At 52.5% G+C, this 18,405-nt stretch carries 18 protein-coding genes; 14 read left to right on the top strand and 4 right to left on the bottom strand.

Going from position 1 to position 18,405, the window contains the following annotated elements:
- The first annotated feature begins 14 nt into the window (after positions 1-14).
- The gene (locus RUMCAL_RS02410) at positions 15-488 is read left to right on the top strand and encodes a flavodoxin (protein WP_040646636.1); all 474 of its coding nucleotides are present in this window, start codon (positions 15-17) and stop codon (positions 486-488) included.
- Positions 489-598: 110 nt separating this feature from the next.
- Here the strand turns inward: RUMCAL_RS02410 and RUMCAL_RS02405 are convergent, their stop codons facing one another.
- Positions 599-2,212, bottom strand: coding sequence for a leucine-rich repeat protein (locus tag RUMCAL_RS02405; protein WP_051343612.1), 1,614 nt, complete (start codon positions 2,210-2,212; stop codon positions 599-601).
- A 178-nt stretch (positions 2,213-2,390) separates the two neighbouring features.
- On the opposite strand from RUMCAL_RS02405, the gene RUMCAL_RS14315 reads away from it, so the two are divergent.
- The 13 genes from RUMCAL_RS14315 to RUMCAL_RS02345 all read left to right on the top strand — a co-directional run bounded on the left by RUMCAL_RS14315 (position 2,391) and on the right by RUMCAL_RS02345 (position 13,975).
- Positions 2,391-3,551 carry a CPBP family intramembrane glutamic endopeptidase gene (locus RUMCAL_RS14315; RefSeq protein ID WP_021680869.1) on the top strand — a complete coding sequence of 387 codons (1,161 nt, stop codon included), beginning with the start codon at positions 2,391-2,393 and terminating at the stop codon, positions 3,549-3,551.
- 168 nt (positions 3,552-3,719) lie between these two features.
- Positions 3,720-4,910 (top strand): leucine-rich repeat protein, encoded by a 1,191-nt coding sequence (locus RUMCAL_RS02395; RefSeq protein ID WP_021680867.1) that lies wholly within the window; start codon positions 3,720-3,722, stop codon positions 4,908-4,910.
- Positions 4,911-5,426: 516 nt separating this feature from the next.
- A complete protein-coding gene (epsC, locus tag RUMCAL_RS02390) occupies positions 5,427-6,092 on the top strand; it encodes a serine O-acetyltransferase EpsC (protein ID WP_021680864.1) in 666 nt (221 codons plus the stop codon).
- A gap of 3 nt (positions 6,093-6,095) precedes the next feature.
- Entirely contained in the window at positions 6,096-6,740 is a 645-nt protein-coding gene (locus tag RUMCAL_RS02385; RefSeq protein ID WP_021680863.1) for an HAD family hydrolase, read from the top strand.
- A gap of 75 nt (positions 6,741-6,815) precedes the next feature.
- A complete protein-coding gene (cysS, locus tag RUMCAL_RS02380; RefSeq protein ID WP_021680862.1) occupies positions 6,816-8,219 on the top strand; it encodes a cysteine--tRNA ligase in 1,404 nt (467 codons plus the stop codon).
- A gap of 32 nt (positions 8,220-8,251) precedes the next feature.
- Positions 8,252-9,088, top strand: a complete 837-nt coding sequence (locus RUMCAL_RS02375; RefSeq protein ID WP_021680861.1) for a peptidylprolyl isomerase — start codon at positions 8,252-8,254, stop codon at positions 9,086-9,088.
- A 151-nt stretch (positions 9,089-9,239) separates the two neighbouring features.
- Positions 9,240-9,425, top strand: a complete 186-nt coding sequence (locus RUMCAL_RS15320; protein ID WP_021680860.1) for a hypothetical protein — start codon at positions 9,240-9,242, stop codon at positions 9,423-9,425.
- Between the two features lie 91 nt (positions 9,426-9,516).
- Entirely contained in the window at positions 9,517-10,806 is a 1,290-nt protein-coding gene (locus tag RUMCAL_RS02370; RefSeq protein WP_040646633.1) for a UDP-N-acetylglucosamine 1-carboxyvinyltransferase, read from the top strand.
- A 76-nt stretch (positions 10,807-10,882) separates the two neighbouring features.
- A complete protein-coding gene (locus RUMCAL_RS02365; protein ID WP_040646626.1) occupies positions 10,883-11,677 on the top strand; it encodes an MBL fold metallo-hydrolase in 795 nt (264 codons plus the stop codon).
- Positions 11,677-12,156: a 23S rRNA (pseudouridine(1915)-N(3))-methyltransferase RlmH gene (gene rlmH / locus RUMCAL_RS02360; protein WP_021680857.1), complete on the top strand. Its 480-nt coding sequence runs from the start codon at positions 11,677-11,679 to the stop codon at positions 12,154-12,156. Before RUMCAL_RS02365 ends, rlmH begins: the two co-directional genes overlap by 1 nt.
- Positions 12,157-12,168: 12 nt before the next feature.
- Positions 12,169-12,801 (top strand): TIGR04100 family radical SAM protein, encoded by a 633-nt coding sequence (locus tag RUMCAL_RS02355; RefSeq protein ID WP_021680856.1) that lies wholly within the window; start codon positions 12,169-12,171, stop codon positions 12,799-12,801.
- A gap of 141 nt (positions 12,802-12,942) precedes the next feature.
- The gene (locus RUMCAL_RS02350) at positions 12,943-13,500 is read left to right on the top strand and encodes an RNA polymerase sigma factor (RefSeq protein WP_021680855.1); all 558 of its coding nucleotides are present in this window, start codon (positions 12,943-12,945) and stop codon (positions 13,498-13,500) included.
- Complete coding sequence (locus RUMCAL_RS02345) at positions 13,490-13,975, top strand: hypothetical protein (protein WP_021680854.1); 486 nt, start codon at positions 13,490-13,492, stop codon at positions 13,973-13,975. The genes RUMCAL_RS02350 and RUMCAL_RS02345 overlap by 11 nt, the downstream gene beginning before the upstream one ends.
- A 116-nt stretch (positions 13,976-14,091) precedes the next feature.
- Here the strand turns inward: RUMCAL_RS02345 and RUMCAL_RS02340 are convergent, their stop codons facing one another.
- From RUMCAL_RS02340 to RUMCAL_RS02330, 3 genes are read right to left on the bottom strand one after another with little or no spacing between them, the layout of a single operon-like run.
- Complete coding sequence (locus RUMCAL_RS02340) at positions 14,092-15,999, bottom strand: ABC transporter ATP-binding protein (RefSeq protein WP_021680853.1); 1,908 nt, start codon at positions 15,997-15,999, stop codon at positions 14,092-14,094.
- Positions 15,996-17,729, bottom strand: a complete 1,734-nt coding sequence (locus RUMCAL_RS02335) for an ABC transporter ATP-binding protein (RefSeq protein WP_021680852.1) — start codon at positions 17,727-17,729, stop codon at positions 15,996-15,998. The genes RUMCAL_RS02340 and RUMCAL_RS02335 overlap by 4 nt, the downstream gene beginning before the upstream one ends.
- The gene (locus RUMCAL_RS02330; RefSeq protein ID WP_021680851.1) at positions 17,726-18,202 is read right to left on the bottom strand and encodes a MarR family winged helix-turn-helix transcriptional regulator; all 477 of its coding nucleotides are present in this window, start codon (positions 18,200-18,202) and stop codon (positions 17,726-17,728) included. The genes RUMCAL_RS02335 and RUMCAL_RS02330 overlap by 4 nt, the downstream gene beginning before the upstream one ends.
- Positions 18,203-18,405 lie beyond the last annotated feature (203 nt).

Genomic DNA, 18,405 nt, shown 5'->3' with positions numbered 1-18,405 from the left:
GCCAGACGCTCTTTGTGCGGTATTGCCTTTACTCCTACGGCGGCAACACCCGCCAGATCGCCAAGCTGGTACAGCAAGAAACCGGCGGTGACCTCTGCGAAATCGAAATTGCAACACCCTACACCGGCAGCTACAACGACGTGGTCGAGCAGGGACAGCGGGAAGTCAACAGCGGTTTTACGCCAAAGCTGAAACCCGTTTCCGCAGACCTGAAAAATTACGATACTGTGATACTGGGCACGCCGGTCTGGTGGTACACCTACGCACCAGCAATGCGGACACTGCTCCAGAGCAGTGACTTTTCCGGCAAAGTGATCTATCCATTTGCCACGAACGGCGGCTGGCTGGGGCACACATTTGCCGACATTGCCGAAGCCTGCCCCACAGCCACGGTAAAGGCAGGGCTGAATATTCGATTCAACGAAGACCGTCTGGTCACACCGGAGGCTGAGATCCTGCGGTGGATAAAGGGCATTTCGGAGAAGTAAAGGAAACACTGAATAAAGGCAGTGCTATACAAAACAGTGTAAGACAAAACCCGACTTCTGCAGCTGTATGCAGAGGTCGGGTTTTTAATTGCGGATATGCTATAAAAGAATCACTTTGCCAGAATTTCTTCCCACGATTTCTGCATGCCGGCTCCGTGAAGTGCCACGTAATAGAGCATGTAGTAGATGTCCGTGGAATCTACCGTGCCATTGCCGTCCACATCTGCGGCAGCGATCTGCTTGGCACTCAATTCACCGTCATTGCCTACAGCAATGTTTGCCACATAGTACAAAACATAGTAGATGTCGGTGGAATCAACATCACCATTCTTGTCAATGTCGCCGGCAACTACATCGGCAGGCTTTGTCACAGTGCCGTCAGCAAAATGAATCGCAGCAGTTACTAAGAAGTAATTGTCATAATTATCAGTGGAATTGCCGCCGGTGATTGCAATTGCATTCCACTGTTCCGGCGTTCCCGCATAGTAAACATCTGACAAGTTCATACAATTGCAAAAAACAGTTTCTCCTATAAAGGTTACACTTTTGGGAATAGAGATGCTGGTCAAACTATAACAGCCATAAAAAGTTACTGCGTCAATACTGGTTACGCCCTCCGGAATCGCAATTTCTTTCAAAGTCGCACAGTTAAAAAACGCAGATGAGCCAATACTGTTCACACTATCCGGAATAGAAATTTCTGTCATTTGACAATTTGCAAAAGCACCTTCCGTGATGCTGGTTACCCCATCTGGAATCGTCACCTTGCCGGAACACTGGCTATAATCCACATCAACTAAAATATGGTTGATGATCACAAACGGATTTTCATCATATCGATACGTTACCCATGCAGTATTCGTAAAGACTGACTCTCCAAAAAATGTAACCGAATCCGGAATTGTGATATTTTTTAAATTTCCACAGTCAGAAAAAGCATAACTGCCAATACTGGTGACACTATCCGGAATCACAACGCTCGTCATATGATTTTCCCAAAAAGCAAAACCACAAATACTTGTTACATCATTCGGTATGACAATTTCTTCATCAGTACAAGTCGTTCCGTCCAGCAAAATACCGTTTACAATTACCAGAGGATTTTCTTCCTGTCTTGCAGCCAGCCAAGGCGTATCCAGAAAAGCATTTCCGCCAATGCTGGTCACACTGCTTGGAATTGTAATCTCTGCCAAACTCGTACAACCATCAAAAGCACTATATCCGATATTTTCTACGCTATTCGGAATGATAACACTCGTCAGATTCTCGCAACCTGCGAAACTTCTATCACCAATGTTCGTCACACTACTCGGAATTGTAATGTTTTCCAGTTTTTCGCAATTACCAAAAGCATTATCTCCGATATTTGCTACACCATTCGGAATGATGACACTCGTCAGATTCGCACAATAGCTAAAACTGTAATATCCCATACTCGTCACCGTTTTCCCGTCAATCTCTGCCGGAATTTCCAAGTCCCCTGCCGCATCATTTTCACAATCTGTAATTTCTACAGTATCATCGGCATTGACAGTATAGGTCAGCTGCGTTGTTCTTGTTCCCACCGGAACTGTCACTGTGTACGCAGTATCATTTTCCGCTGCACACACCGGCAGCACCGCACTGACACTTCCCAGCACACCCTGCAAGCCGGATACGCCTGCACAGCCCAGACAGAGCATGCCGGCTGTCACTGCTGCGAGCACTTTTTTCCATAACTTCATTTTCATTCCTCCGTTTCTATTCCATTGCAAAACATCTGCATTTTTATTATAGCACATATGCTTAAAAAAGTCAATCTACTTTTCAAAAATTTCCATTTTTGTTTTTACCTTGACGAACCGCTGTGAATATGCTACAATACAAATAAAAACAACCACCACAACAGAGAAAGGACGCATCATGGATCCACAGACACAACCACAAAACAATAACACTCCGCAGCAACCAAATCAACCACCGCAAAATGGCTACCCCTACCAGCAGCCTTATGGACAGCCGCAAAACGGCTACCCCTATCAGCAGCAGCCTTACGGACAGCCACAGAACGGCTACTCCTACCAGCAGCAGCCTTACGGGCAGCCACAAAACGGCTACCCCTACCAGCAGCAGCCTTACAGACAGCCACAAAACGGCTACTCCTATCAGCAGCAGCCCTATTTCCCGCCGGCACAGCCGCCCAAGCAGGGGGCAGGACGTGTGGCAAACTTTTTCTTTTCCCTGCTGCCAATGCTGAGTTTTTTCGCCATACAGATCTTTGCTTCTTTTGTGATGATCTTCCTCATGATTTTCGTTGCCCTCTGCCGTACTGACGGCAACATGCAGGCAGTCCTGCCGTATTATGAAAGCATCGTCTATAGCAGCGTTCCGACCGCCACGGCACTGTCGCACCTGCTGGCAGCCATCGTCTTTGCGTTCTGGTATCGGTTCAGCTTCCGGAAACCACGCCCCGCCATACGAGAAACCACACAGAAGCTGAAACCGGAGCCGATTCTCATGGCACTGGGACTGGGCATTCTCATGTCTGTTTTCAGCAGCGGCACCTCCGGCATCGAAAGCCTGCTGTTCCCGCAAATGGTCGAGGACACCTACGAAATGATGGAGCGTTCCGGCATCGGCACCAATGGTCTGGTCATCTTTGCCACTGTCTGCCTTGCTCCCATTGGAGAGGAACTGGTTTTCCGCGGACTGACCATGAAATATGCGGAAAAAGCATTCGGGCGGTTCTGGGCAGCCAATCTGCTGCAGGCGTTTCTGTTCGGCGTGATACACATGAACTGGGTACAGGGCGTGTATGCATTCTTCGGCGGACTGGTGCTGGGCTGGGTCGCTCACCGCTATCGCTCAGTGGTATTCTCCATGCTGATGCACTTTGCTGTCAACAGCTTTTCCACGTTCGGTGGGGACTATCTCCTCGGCTGGATCCCGCTGAACTTCATCACTGCTACCCTGCTGGTGGTAATTCCTGCGGCAATTGCAATCGGTCTGATTGCATGGCGAAATGATGCCACGGAGAAAGCTGCCCCGTCCGGCGGAACACTGCCGCCGCAGGGACAGTGCTAACAAACCACAATATTTCCGAAACCGGTTTCTGTAGATACAGGAGCCGGTTTTTTGTATGGACAGCACTGCGGAATCCATTGACTTTCCTTTTGCTTCATGCTATAATGAGAACACTGCAAAACGTCAATATGCAGTGTCCTAAAACGCAAAAAGAAATGGAGAATACACATGAAATTATGGAAAAAAGTTCTGGCAGCAACGGCTGCCAGTGCATGTTGTCTGAGCTTTGCCCAAGTATCCGGATTCCAAAACCTGCTGCAAACTGCTGAACCGGTGTTGTCGGCAAGTGCAGCTTCCGGCACTTATGAAGATTTGACCTATTCTGTCAACAGCAGCGGAGAAATCACCATTACCGACTGCGACAAAACGGTAACTGCTGTGGAAATTCCGGCGGAGATCGACGGCTGCCCTGTAACCAGTATCGAAAATGCAGCCTTTCGGCGGTGTTCTAATCTGACTGATATTACCATTCCGGAAAGCATCACCTATATTGGCAAAGAGGCGTTTTCCTATACCCCGTGGCTGAAAGCACGACAGGCGGAAAATCCACTGGTAATTGTCAATCATATTGTTATCGACGGACAGACCTGCACCGGAGATGTTGTCATACCTGACGGGGTGACCAGTATTGCCAACTATGCCTTTTCTTCCGACTTGGGACTCGCAACCGCCTGCTCTACACAAATGACCAGCGTCACCATACCCGACAGCGTGACACGCATTGGTTCCTCTGCCTTTTCCGGCTGCAAGGGGCTGCTCCGTGTCGTACTGCCGAAAAGTATTACCACCATTGAAGTGGCATCTTTCTATCAGTGCTCCAGCCTGACCACGCTCACCATTCCCCAAGGCGTGACCACGATCAAAAGCAACGCCTTTGCCGCATGCACCGGACTGACCGGTCTGTGTCTGCCGGACAGCCTGACAAAAATAGAAAACTGGGCGTTTGCTTCCTGCTCCAATCTAACCCGCATCACCGTCCCCGCAAGTGTGACCAGCATGGGAGAATCTATATTCCGAGAATGCAGCGGGCTGACCATTCGGGGATATGCCGACTCCACTGCCCAGAGATACGCCGAAAAATACAGCATCGCCTTTGCTGACCTGAACAATCCTGACACCCTGCTGGGTGATGTGGACAACAGCGGCAGCATTGATTCCACGGACATCTACTATGCCCTGTTCCACGTGGCAAATATTGCGGTAGGCAATGACAGCGGGCTGGAAATACAGCAGATCGCTGCCGCAGACATAGACTGCAACGGGGCAGTGGATTCTACCGACATCTACTACCTGCTGTACTACGTGGCACTCCACGGGGCAGGACTTGACAAGTCGTGGAGCGAGGTACTGGCGAAGTAATCCACACAGAGAAAATCCTTCTGCAACAAAAAATTCATTGACAAAACCAGTGAAATCGCATATAATAATAAGGAAATCCTATTGCACAGTATGATTTGTGCATACAGGCAGATGATAAAAACAACGCAGCAGTGAGAGTATCTCCGGCAGCGGTGTGCAGAGAGCATTGGGTCGGTGAAACAATGTCCCGCACCGGAGGGAAGTGCAACTGCGACGGGAATCCGAATTTTTCGTATTCCCCGTTGGCATGGGGAACGGCGGTTTCTGTGTAAGATCGCCCGAAGTATCCGTGTCCGGCCTGCCCCGTTATCGGCATGGGAACTGATTTTTTGCGTAATTGCGTAATAGAAAACCAGTTCCAAGGGATTTTCTCTATAGAAAAATCCCGTTGAGTGAGAAATCAGAGTGGAACCGTGGAATATTTTTTCCGCCTCTGGAAGTGTATGAAAAACGCACTTGCAGAGGCGTTTTTTTACCCCTGCAAGTACCGACAATTTTAGGAGGTGACATGGGAAGATGTTTCGACAGCTTCGGGAAGATATTGCCATTGTCAAAGAGAAGGACCCTGCCGCACGCAGCAGTCTGGAGATTCTGCTGACCTATTCTGGTCTGAAAGCAGTCCGCAGCTACCGGCGTGCCCACTGGTTCTATCAGCATAAATGGTTCACCATTGCCCGCATCATATCCCAGCGGGCACGGCACAAGACCGGCATCGAGATTCACCCCGGTGCACAGATCGGAAAAGGGCTGTTCATCGACCACGGCATGGGTGTCGTGATCGGGGAAACCACCGTGATCGGTGACAACTGTCTGCTGTATCAGGGTGTCACACTGGGCGGCACCGGCAAAGACAAGGGCAAACGGCACCCCACACTGGGCGACAACGTCATGGTGGGTGCAGGTGCCAAGGTGCTGGGGCCGATCAACATCGGCAACAATGTCAAGGTGGCTGCCAACGCCGTTGTCCTGAAAGACATTCCTGATAACTGTACCGCCGTAGGCGTTCCGGCGAGAATCGCCCGCATGGCAGGACAAAAAGTTCAGCAGCAGGATCTGGATCAGATCCACATTCCGGATCTGACCATGGAGGACATCACCATGCTGAAATCCGCAGTGACCTGTCTGCGGACGGAGATGTCTAAGCTGGAAAAACAGGAACAGACGGAGAAAACGGAGGAATGATCCATGCAGTGTGTGGTATTTGATATGGACGGCGTGCTGTTTGACTCCGAAGCGTTGGTGCTTCAGTGCTGGGAACAGACGGCGAAACTCCACGGAATTCCGGAAATACAGGAGATCTGCCACCGGTGTCTGGGCAGCAATGCCGACATGGCCCGACAGATGTTTCTGGAGAAATACGGAGCCGATTTTCCCTACGACACATACAAGGCGGAGATGTCCGCAAAGTACTGGGAGAACGTGGAAGCCGGCAGGCTGGAACTGAAATCCGGTGTGCGGGAAATGCTGACGGCACTCCGTGCCCACGGCTGGAAAACCGGCATTGCCTCCTCCACACGGGCAGTGATAGTTCGGAAAGAGATGCGGCATTTCGGCTTGGAACAGATGTTCGATCAAATCATCGGCGGCGACATGGTGCAGCACAGCAAGCCGAATCCGGAGATTTACCAGACTGCCTGTCGGGAACTGGGCGTACTGCCGGCAGAGGCTTATGCGGTGGAGGATTCCTACAACGGGATTCGCTCCGCCGCCGCAGCCGGCATGCAGGCGATCATGATTCCCGACCTGCTGCCGCCCACACCGGAAATGGAACAGCTTGCGGCAAAAATTTTCCCGTCTATGGGAGATTTTCAACAATTTTTGTTTGGATAAGCCAAACCGGAACGGCACTGCCGTTCCTACATAATGTGCATATATTATATAATAGTATAAAGGAGCAGAACGGTCATGCAGATCTATAACACGCTGACACGAAAAAAAGAAGAACTCGTCCCCATGACAGCAGGGCACATGGGCATCTATGCCTGCGGTCCTACCGTCTACAACTATATCCACATCGGCAATGCCCGCCCGATCTGTGCATTCGATGTGCTGCGGCGGTATCTGAAGTACCGCGGCTACACGGTCACCTATGTGCAGAACTTCACCGATGTAGACGACAAGATCATCAAAAAGGCAAACGAAGAAGGCACCACTGCGGCAGAAATTGCCAAGCGGTATATTGCCGAGTACAAGACCGATGCCCACGGGCTGAACGTCATGGACGCTGATGTACACCCCACCGTCACCAGCTGCATGGATCTCATCATCGACATTGTAAAAAAGCTGGTAGACTCCGGTCATGCCTATGCCGCTGCCAACGGAGATGTTTACTTCCGCACTTCCTCTTTTCCGGAATATGGCAAGCTGTCCGGTCAGCCTATTGAAGAATTGCAGGCTGGTGCCCGCATCGACATCAACGACGGCAAGGAAGAACCGCTGGATTTCGCCGTGTGGAAAGCTGCCAAGCCGGGCGAACCCTACTGGGAATCGCCGTGGGGCAAGGGCAGACCGGGCTGGCACATTGAGTGCTCTGCCATGTCCTGCCATTATCTGGGTGAAACCTTTGACCTCCACTGCGGCGGTCAGGATCTGATCTTTCCCCACCATGAAAACGAAATCGCACAGAGTGAAGCTGCCAACGGCAAGCCATTTGCCCACTACTGGATGCACAACGGCTATATCAACATCGACAACAAGAAAATGTCCAAGTCGCTGGGCAATTTCTTCACCGTGCGGGAAGTGGCAGAGCAGTACGGCTATGAAGTCATTCGCTACATGATGGTGCAGGCACACTACCGCAGCCCCATCAACTACTGCAAGGAACTGCTGGACGCCTGCAAGGCATCTCTGGAACGGCTCTATGTCTGCCGCGACACACTGGATCGTGCCATTGCTGCGGCAAAGTCCGGCGAGATCTCCGCTGAAGCAACGAAAACTTTCGCCAAGCGGAAAGAACAGTTCATCACTGCAATGGACGACGACCTCAACACCGCAGACGGCATGACTGCGATCTTTGAACTGGTACGCGACCTGAACCGCATGAGTGCAGATGCTTCCACCTCCAAGGAGCAGCTGGAAGCCGGTGCAAAGCTGTTTGACGAGCTGACTGGTGTCATGGGCTTGCTGTACAACCGGAAACAGGCTGATACAATTCCGGCAGAAGTCACCGCACTGGTTGAACAGCGGCAGGCTGCCCGCAAGGCAAAGGACTTCGCCGAAGCAGACCGTCTGCGGGACAAGATCGCTGCACTGGGCTATGCAGTACGGGAAACCAGACAGGGCACTGAAATCACCAAGATCGACGCGTAACTGCGTGAGAATCCACTCCGGAAAGGAAAGCTATGGCACTCAAAAACCATAAAAAGACCATTACCCGAATTTTTATTCTGCTGGTTGTGATGACGCTGATCTGCATGGGCGTGTTCGCCTGCACCAACTATCTGGAGCAGCAGAGCAAGGCGTTTGTGGACATGAGCAAGGTGCAGCTGATCCAGTTGGACGAACCGGAATCAGACGCTCCTGCCATGAAGATCACTACCACCGCCGGCACGATCGTGGCAGAACTGTTTCCGGAACAGGCACCGGCGTATGTAAAGCAGTTCACCGAACTGGCAGAATCCGGCTACTATGACGACACCTATGTGTTCTCGGTGGAAAAGGGTGTATACTTCGAAGCAGGCAGCCCCAATGCAGACGGCTCGCTGGACAGCGATGCAGACGGCACCTATGAAAAAGTAGAACGGGAAACCAGCGGCGACCTCTGGCCGTTCCGCGGGGCATTCTGCGTGCCGACGACCTCCAAGGAGGGCAACATTTTAGACCGCTTCACCGGCAGAATGACCTCCTACTGCGGTACCCGCTTTGTAGTGTGCAATTCTATCGTTTTCGATGATTCCACCAAAGAGGAGTTGCAGTCGGTTTCCGAAAATGCAGAAAAAATCAACGATGCATTTCTGGAACGCGGCGGCGTGCCGAACTACTCCCAGCAGATGACTGTCTTTGCACAGGCTTACGGGGACGAAAGCTTCGATACCATTGACAAGATCACAGAAGCAGCGACCCAGCCTGCCGCTACGGAGGGCGGCTACACCCCGCCGGAAGATGAAATCCGCATCCAGACCATTGAGATCGGCACCTATGGTGAATTTGCAGACACCGCCGAAAACACAAAAAAATGACGGGAAATCTTTCGTTTTTGAAAAATACATATTTTCCCTTATGGATTCCATACAAACCAGTTTTCACACGGGAGAATATTTCCGTCGATACTTCCAAATAACGCGAAAAAAGTTTGGTTTTTACTTTACAAAGTATCAGAATTCGTGTATAATGAAGAAGATAGCATGCAAACTATGTTTGTATGCTCACCGGAGAATCGCTCCGGAAATGGAAGTCAACCGGCAGCAGTTTTCACTGCCGGAAACAGTGCGGCATGCCTGCATGCCAATGACACGTGCCGCACGAAATCGTGGAACGGGGACGACCTGCGACAAGCTGCTGCGGGAATGTCCCTGATGTGCCGCCGTATCTGGGTGATACCGGTTCCTTTCCCGATGTCATCACAGCAATGGACAATTGGGTGGCACAGAAAAAAGGAGAGACGAAATTGGATAAATTTGTCATTCACGGTGGGCATCGGCTCACCGGCGAAATAGAAGTCAGCGGAGCAAAGAATGCAGCAGTCGCACTGATCCCTGCCGTGCTGCTCTCTGATGAGCCTTGTGTTCTGGAAAATGTTCCGGACATCAGTGATGTATCCATCAGCCTGCAGATCATGAGCGAAATGGGTGCAACCGTAGAGTATCTGACCAAGACCACCGTCCGCATTTCAGCGGCAGGTCTGACCAATTATTGTGTACCCTATGAGAGTGCACGAAAAATGCGTGCATCGTATTATTTTCTGGGTGCACTGCTGGGACGCTATGGCAAGGCGAGAGTTTCCATGCCCGGCGGCTGTCCGTTGGGCGACCGCCCCATTGACCAGCATCTGAAAGCATTTGCGGCACTGGGTGCCAAGTGCAATATTGAACACGGCATGGTAGATCTGGTGGCAGACCAACTGACAGGCAATCAGATCTACTTAGATGTGGTTTCCGTTGGTGCCACGATGAATGCCATGCTGGCAGCAGTCCGTGCCAAGGGTCTGACTGTCATTGAAAACGCCGCCAAGGAACCGCACATCGTCGATCTGGCAAACTTCCTGAACTCCATGGGTGCAGAGATCATGGGTGCAGGTACCGATGTCATCAAGATCCGCGGCGTAGAACGACTGCACGGTGCAGTGTATTCCGTCATTCCGGATCAGATCGAAGCGGGCACGTTTATGATCGCTGCCGCTGCCACCAAGGGCGACGTACTGGTGACCAATGTCATTCCGAAGCATCTGGAGCCGATCACCAGCAAAATGCGGAAGATCGGTGTCAATATCGAGGAATTTGACGACAGTGTTCGGGTATGGGTAGACGGTCCGCTGGTGCGTACCAACGTCAAGACCATGCCGCATCCCGGCTTCCCCACAGATATGCAGCCGCAGATCACCACCCTGCTGACACTGGCAGAGGGTACCAGCATCATCACCGAAGGTGTCTGGGAACAGCGGTTCCGCTATGTGGACGAACTCCGCCGCATGGGTGCAGATATTTCCGTGGACGGCAAGGTTGCCGTAGTAGAGGGTACCGGTAAGCTTACCGGAGCACCGGTGAAAGCCTGTGATCTCCGTGCAGGAGCTGCCCTGATCGTGGCAGGACTGGCTGCACACGGCGTGACCGAGATCGAGGACATCTATCACATCGAACGCGGATACGCCAATCTGGACGCAAAGCTGCGGCAGATCGGTGCAGATATTCAGAAGGTTTCCGATCCGGCAATACCAGCGAAGCTGAAAGAAGCACTCTAAGCCAAAACATCATTCAAATGCAAAAAGCCGTCAGCTTCGTTGGCGGCTTTTCTTGTGGAAAAGAGGAGATCTGATCTTGTCGAAATTTTATTCTCTGTTCAGTTCCAGTAAGGGCAACGCCTCCTTTATCGGCAGCCCTGCCGGCGGCATGCTGGTCGATGCCGGAGCCACTTGCCGTAAACTGGTGCAGTCGCTGGAGGCTCACGGGCTCTCTGCCGAAGCCGTGCAGGGAATCTGTATCACCCACACCCACACCGACCACATCAAGGGGCTGCGGGTATTTCTGAACCAGCACCCCGTACCGGTTTACGGAACGGCAGAAACGCTGGCACAGCTGCGGGTGCTGGACAAATTTCCCCAGAACGCCGACCTGCGGGAGATTCTTCCTGCGGAAACCATACATACCGACACCGTAGCCGTAACTGCGTTTGCCACCATGCACGACTCCCCCGGCAGCTGCGGCTATCGCTTTGAACTGTCAGACGGGCAGACCTGTGCCGTGTGCACTGATCTGGGCTGTGTGACACCGGAAGTGAAAAAGGGCGTATACGGAGCCGATCTGGTGCTTCTGGAGGCAAACTACGATCCGAACATGCTGCGAAACGGTCCCTATCCGGAAATGCTACAGGAACGCATTCGCGGAAAGTACGGGCATCTCTCCAACGGGGACAGTGCCGGTATGGCAGAGGCTCTCATTGCACATGGCACCACACGACTGATTCTGGGGCATCTCAGCGAAAATAACAACACCATGCCGCTGGCACAGCAGACGGTGCTGGAGCATTTGCAGGAACAGGGCATGCGGCGAAATCAGGACTTCCTGTTGCAGGTGTCCTCGCCGGAAGGATTGAAACAGGCGGTGATCTTCTGATGCAGACGATACAAATCATAGCACTGGGAAAGTGCAAGGAAAGCTACCTGCGGGAAGCCTGCAAAGAATACGAAAAGCGGCTGTCCCGTTTCTGCCAGTTGCAGGTGACAGAACTGGAGCCGGTTTCCCTACCCCAGAACCCCTCGGAAAAGGAAATTGCGGCGGCTCTGGAAAAAGAGGGAGCAGAACTGCTGAAACGTGCCAAGGGCTTTTGCATTGCCATGTGCATCGAGGGCAAACAGCTGGACAGCACCGGACTGGCGAAGAAGCTGGAACAGGCGGCACAGGGCGGCGAGAACGGTGCCGTCACATTTCTGATCGGCAGTTCCTACGGACTGGCTGATGCGGTGAAGCAGCGGGCAAATTTGCGGCTGTCCATGTCCGCCATGACGTTCCCCCACCAGCTGGCACGAGTGATGCTGCTGGAACAAATCTATCGGAGCTATCAGATCTTATCCGGAACCAAGTATCATAAATAGGAGTGATTTTTCATGCAGAAAGCAATGACCATCGCCTATGCAGTAGGCAAAAATCTCTATCTGAATATTACCAACCGCTGTCCCTGTGCCTGTACGTTTTGTATCCGCACCATGTGTGACGGGGCATACGGTTCCGACCCGCTGTGGCTGGATCATGAACCGTCTATGGAGGAGATTCGGGCAGCACTGGACAAAGAGGATTTGTCCCATTATCAGGAAGTGGTATTCTGCGGCTTCGGCGAACCTACCGAACGGCTGGAAACCCTGTGCGAAACCGCAAAGCTGCTGAAAGCCCGCGGTGTCAAGACCATTCGCATCAACACCAACGGACTGTCTGACCTGATCCACGGCAGAAAGACAGCAGCAGACCTGAAAGGACTGGTGGACATTGTATCCGTCAGCCTGAACGCCGGCACAGAAGCGGAATACCTGAAAGTCACACGTCCGAAATACGGTGCGGCAGCCTATCCGGCAATGCAGCAGTTCGCACTGGACTGCAAGCAGTACGTGCCGCAGGTGATGTTCAGCGTGGTGGACATTCTGCCGAAGCCGGAACTGGAAGCTGCACAGCAGCTGGCAGACCGACTAGGGATCCACCTGCGAATCCGCCAGTTTGACGATGCAGCGACCCGCCGGAACGGTTAAGAGAACATTTATCATTTACGGAAACACTGAATAAAGAGACAGTACCAGATCTGGTGCTGTCTTTATTATTTTCTGCACACCTGAAACATTTTCTGAAAACCGGTGTATATATCAGTGAACGTTCAAAAACGAGGTGATAACATGGAAACCGATTGGATTCGCCGCCTGAAACAGGACGACGAAACCGCACTCTGCGAGATCATCAGAAAATACACCGGCTATGTCTATACCATTCTCCGAAACTTTTCCCACGGCACCCTGCCGCAGGAGGACTTGGAGGAACTGACAGCAGATGTGTTCCTGCGGCTGTGGAACAACCGGAACCGTCTGCGGGACGGCAGCGAACTTGCCCCGTATCTGGCGGCGATCGCACGAAATGGTGTGAAAAACCGCTTTCGCATGCTGGGAAAACAGCCGCCGGTGCGGCAGTCCTACGAAGATCTCACACTGTCCGATGCCAAAGATCTCTGCGGCGATGCAGAAATGGTGGAGATGATCGCCTGTCTTCTCCGTGCACTGGACAGCCTGTGCGAACCGGATCGTTCTCTGATGATACGGTTTTATTTCTATGGAGAAAAAACCTCTGCACTTGCAAAGGCATATCACATGACAGATGCCGCGGTACGGCTCCGGCTGCACCGCAGCAGAGGGAAACTCCGGAAGCTGATGACAGAAAGGGGTTTTGACCATGTCGAATGAAACCAACTGGCTGAAAGACTTACCGCCATTCCAGCCTGACGAAGACCCCCAGCGTGCCGAACGCGTACAAAAGCGTGTGCTGCAAAAGCTGGACGAACCTGTAGAAAGTGAGGAAATCGCTATGAAACCGAAAATGACATTCCACCGTATCCGCCCTCTGATCTTTGCCGCCGCTGCCGTGGCTGTGGGAGCCGTGTCCCTGATTACCGCAAATGCCGCCACCGGCGGAGAACTGTTCTCGAAGCTTTCCATTTACCTCAACGGCGAGAAGCAGGACTATGATGTGGAACTGGTCAGCCAGGACGACAGCCAGCTTACCTACAAAATCAAAGACGAAAACGGCAACGAATACACCTATCAGGAGAACAGCAATTCTGTAGAGATTCAGGCTGACGGCGATGTTGCCGACGGCGAAGTAGAGGTAGAAGTCAGCGGCAACGCGTCCGACCTGCCGGCAGCTGATACAGCGGAATAACGACACCGGACACACTTTAAGGAAACAACAAAAAAACCGGACTGCACCACACAGTCCGGTTTTTCTTGATTGAGAAGTTTTAGGGCAATATCGCACAAAGATTGTGCGGTATTGCCTTACGCATTTTGCTGCATGCCCGTGTACAGCAAGTAGTATCTGCCCTTTTCCGCCATGAGTTTTTCATGACTGCCCCGTTCGATAATTCTACCGTGATCCAATACCATGATCACATCGGAATTCTGAATGGTAGACAGCCGGTGGGCGATAACAAACACGGTTCTGCCGTGCATCAGAGCATCCATACCTGCCTGTACAATGCGTTCCGTGCGGGTGTCAATGGAAGATGTCGCCTCGTCCAGAATCATGACCGGCGGGTCTGCAACGGCGGCTCTGGCAATGGAGAGCAGCTGCCGCTGTCCCTGTGACAAGCCGGAGCCGTCACCGGACAATACCGTCTGATAGCCGTCCGGCAGCAGCATGATAAAGTGATGGGCGTTGGCACGCTTTGCCGCCGCGATGCATTCTTCATCTGTCGCGTCCAGTCTGCCGTACCGGATATTGTCCATGACCGTACCGGTAAACAGATTTACGTCCTGCAATACGATACCCAGCGAACGCCGCAGGTCTGCCTTTTTGATTTTGTTGATGTTGATGCCGTCGTAGCGAATCTTGCCGTCTGCCAGATCGTAGAACCGGTTGATCAGGTTCGTGATCGTGGTCTTTCCGGCACCGGTTGCCCCGACAAACGCCACCTTTTCGCCGGGCTTGGCGTACAGGCTCACATCATGCAGCACGATTTTTTCCGGCACATAACCGAAGTCCACGTCAAAGAACTGCACGTCCCCTGCCATACGGGTATAGGTGACCGTGCCGTCCCCGTGAGGGTGCTTCCACGCCCACACGCCGGTGCGGTGGTCGGTTTCTGTCAGCACGCCGTCCTGCTCCTCGGCATTGACCAGCGTGGCATAGCCCTCATCGGTTTCCGGCTCCTCGTCCAGCAGTTCGAAGATGCGTCCTGCTCCTGCCAGTGCCATGACGATCGCACTGGCCTGCTGGGAGATCTGGCTGATCGGCATGGTGAAGCTGCGGCTCAATTGCAGGAACGCGGCAATTGCACCCAGTGTCAGACCGCCTACGCCGTGGAACGCCAGTGCACCGCCCAGCATTGCCAGCAGCACATACTGGACATAGCCCAGATTGTTCATGATCGGCATAAGGATATTGGCGAAGCTGTTCGCCCATGCGGCGTTCTGGAACAATTCGTCGTTGTGCTTGTCGAAGTCCGCCTTGGTCTGTTCCTCGTGGCAGAACACCTTGATGACTTTCTGTCCGTGAATCATTTCCTCGATATAGCCGTTTACCGCACCAATGGAGTTCTGCTGCTTCACAAAGAAAGCACCGCTTTTGCCGCCTACAAACTTGGTAACAAGCATCATCAATGCCACAAACGCCAGCACAAACAGCGTCAGCCAGATACTCAGCCGCACCATTGCCACGAACACTGCAATGACTGTGACGATCGAAGAAAAGATCTGCGGGATACTCTGTGCCAGCATCTGCCGGAGCGTATCGGTATCATTGGTGTACAGGCTCATTACATCGCCGCTGGCGTGGGTGTCGAAAAAGCGAATGGGCAGCGTCTGCATATGGGAGAACATCTCGTCCCGAATGGTTTTCAGAATGCCCTGTGCCACAACGACCATGAGCCGGTTATAGAACAGCGTACCCAGAATGCCGGCGGCATACAGCACGCCCAGCTTTGCCAGTGCCCCTGCCAGTCCGGAAAAGTCACGGCTGCCGTTCAGCAGCATGGGAGAAATATAGTCATCGATCAGCGTTTGCAGAAACGTAGAACCTGCCACGCCTGCCACAGCACTGACCAGAATGCAGACAAACACCAGTATCAGCTGCATCCAGTACCGTTTCATATACGAGAGCAGCCGGACGAAGCTTTTTCCGGCACCCTTAGCTGCTCCCGGCACCATCACACCGCGGGGCGGCGGTCCCTGTCGTCTTTCACTCATTGCGGCACACTTCCTTTCTGCTGTGATTCATATACTTCCCGATAAATGGCGTTATTTTTCAGGAGCTCCTCATGGGTACCGATACCGTCCATCCTGCCCTCGTCCAGCACAATGATCTGGTCCGCGTCCATCAGAGAAGTAACACGCTGGGCAATGATAATCTTAGTGGTATCGGGGATTTCGTCCCGCAGTGCCTGCCGGATACAAGCGTCCGTGTGGGTGTCCACGGCACTGGTGGAGTCGTCCAGAATCAGGATCTTCGGCTTTTTCAGCAGTGCCCGTGCAATGCAAAGCCGCTGTTTCTGTCCGCCGGAAACATTGGAACCGCCCTGTTCAATATAGGTGTCGTACCCCTCCGGAAAGGTCTGGATAAATTCGTCTGCATGGGCAAGCCGGCAGACACGTTCCATTTCCTCGTCGGTGGCATCAGGATCACCCCAGCGGAGATTCTCCTTGATCGTGCCGGAAAACAGCACGTTCTTTTGCAGCACCATTGCCACTTCCTGCCGGAGCGTTTCCACGTCATACCGGCGAACGTCGATACCGCCTACCTGCACTGTGCCCACTGTGGCATCATACAGACGGGGAATCAGCTGCACCAGCGAACTCTTGGCACTGCCGGTTCCGCCCAGAATGCCTACGGTCATGCCAGCCGGAATGTGCAGATCCACGTCTTCCAGACAGCATTTATCTTCCCGCTTGCTGTAGCTGAAGCTGACATGGTTGAAGTCCACGCTGCCGTCCGGCACCGCGGTCACGGCATCTGCCGGACTGGTAATGTCACTCTCCTCGTCCAGCACTTCCACAATACGCTCGCAGGAGGCACGGGACATGGTGATCATAACGAACACCATAGACAGCATCATCAGGCTGGACAGAATCTGAATGGCATAGGTCATCAGGCTCATCAGTTCGCCAGTGGTCAGTGTCCGGCTGACGATCATTCTGGCACCGAACCACGATACCAGAATCAGACAGACGTACATGCAGAACTGCATCAGCGGCATGTTAAATGCCAGCCGCTTTTCTGCCCTGGAAAAGTCCTGATAAATGTTCTCCGAAATGCCGGAAAACTTCTGGATCTCGTGTTCTTCCCGCACAAAGGATTTCACCACGCGAATCCCGTGCAGGTTCTCCTGTGTCACGTTGTTCAGCTTGTCATAGGTTTTGAACACCCGTTCAAAAATGGGGTGCACCCGTGTCATAATGAAGTACAGCCCCACACCCAGCACCGGAATGGCTGCCAGATAGATCAGAGCCAGTTTCGCACTCAGGTGAAACGCCATTGCCATGGAGAAGATCAGCATCACCGGCGAACGCAGTGCCACACGAATTAACATCTGATAGGCGTTCTGCACGTTGGTCACGTCTGTGGTCATACGGGTGACAAGGCTGGCGGCTGAAAACTTATCGATATTGGAAAACGAGTAGCCCTGTACGCGGTAGAACATATCGTGCCGCAGATTCCGTGCAAAACCGGCAGAGGCAAATGCCGCAAAATGCCCCGCCAGTGCCCCGAAAATCAGGGAGAGCACACAGCACACCAGCAAGATCCAGCCATAGTGCATCACCGCGTCCATGCCGCCGCTGCCGTCAATGCCGTCGTCGATCAGCTTCGCCATGAGAATGGGAATCACCACTTCCATGACGACTTCCAGCACCACAAACAGCGGTGACAGCAGGGAAAACAGTTTGAATTCCCGAATCGACTGCATCAATTTTCGAATCATTCGCAATCTCCTCCTTTACAGATAGAAATGCCCTGCTTTGCAAGGTCTTCCCGCAGATTTTCCTGCATTTTCTTTGCCACGCGGAGAAAGACTTCCTGCTCCTCCTCTGAGATTCCACGGGCAAGATTTGATTCAAACGCCAGAATGTCCGCTTCGATCTGCCGGTGCAGATCCCTGGCTTTCTGTGTCAGCACGATTCGCTTGAGCCGTGCGTCCTGTGCCACGCTCTCCCGCCGGATCAGCCCGTTTTTCTCCATCAGTTGCAGCGTTACCGTCACCGAGGAACGGCTAATGGAAAACGCCTTTTCAATGTCCCGCTGGAACACGTCCCGTTCCTGATTTTCGTACAGATAGCGAAGCAGATACCCGTGCATGCCGGTCTGCCGGTCTGCGTCCTGATGTGCCGCAGAGTACCCCCGCTGCCGTGCCATCAGCTTTTCCAGCCGGTGCACCTCTAATCCTAAATGCCGCATCTTACACCTCCTGAATTGTTTATCAGAAAACAGTTTAATGATAGACTGTTTAGCTTGGAACTATTTTAGCACATTCCCCGAAAATGTCAAGAGGGATTTTGAGAAGTTTACATTTTTGTCAAACTTCCGCCCATTTGACAAAAACGCATAGAACTGGTATACTATTACTATTAAGGGCAATACCGCACAAAGATTGTGCGACA

The organism is Ruminococcus callidus ATCC 27760, from assembly GCF_000468015.1.
Lineage (GTDB): Bacteria > Bacillota > Clostridia > Oscillospirales > Ruminococcaceae > Ruminococcus_C > Ruminococcus_C callidus.
Note: the sequence above shows the minus strand (reverse complement) of the source record. Positions and strands in the feature narration are given on the sequence as shown.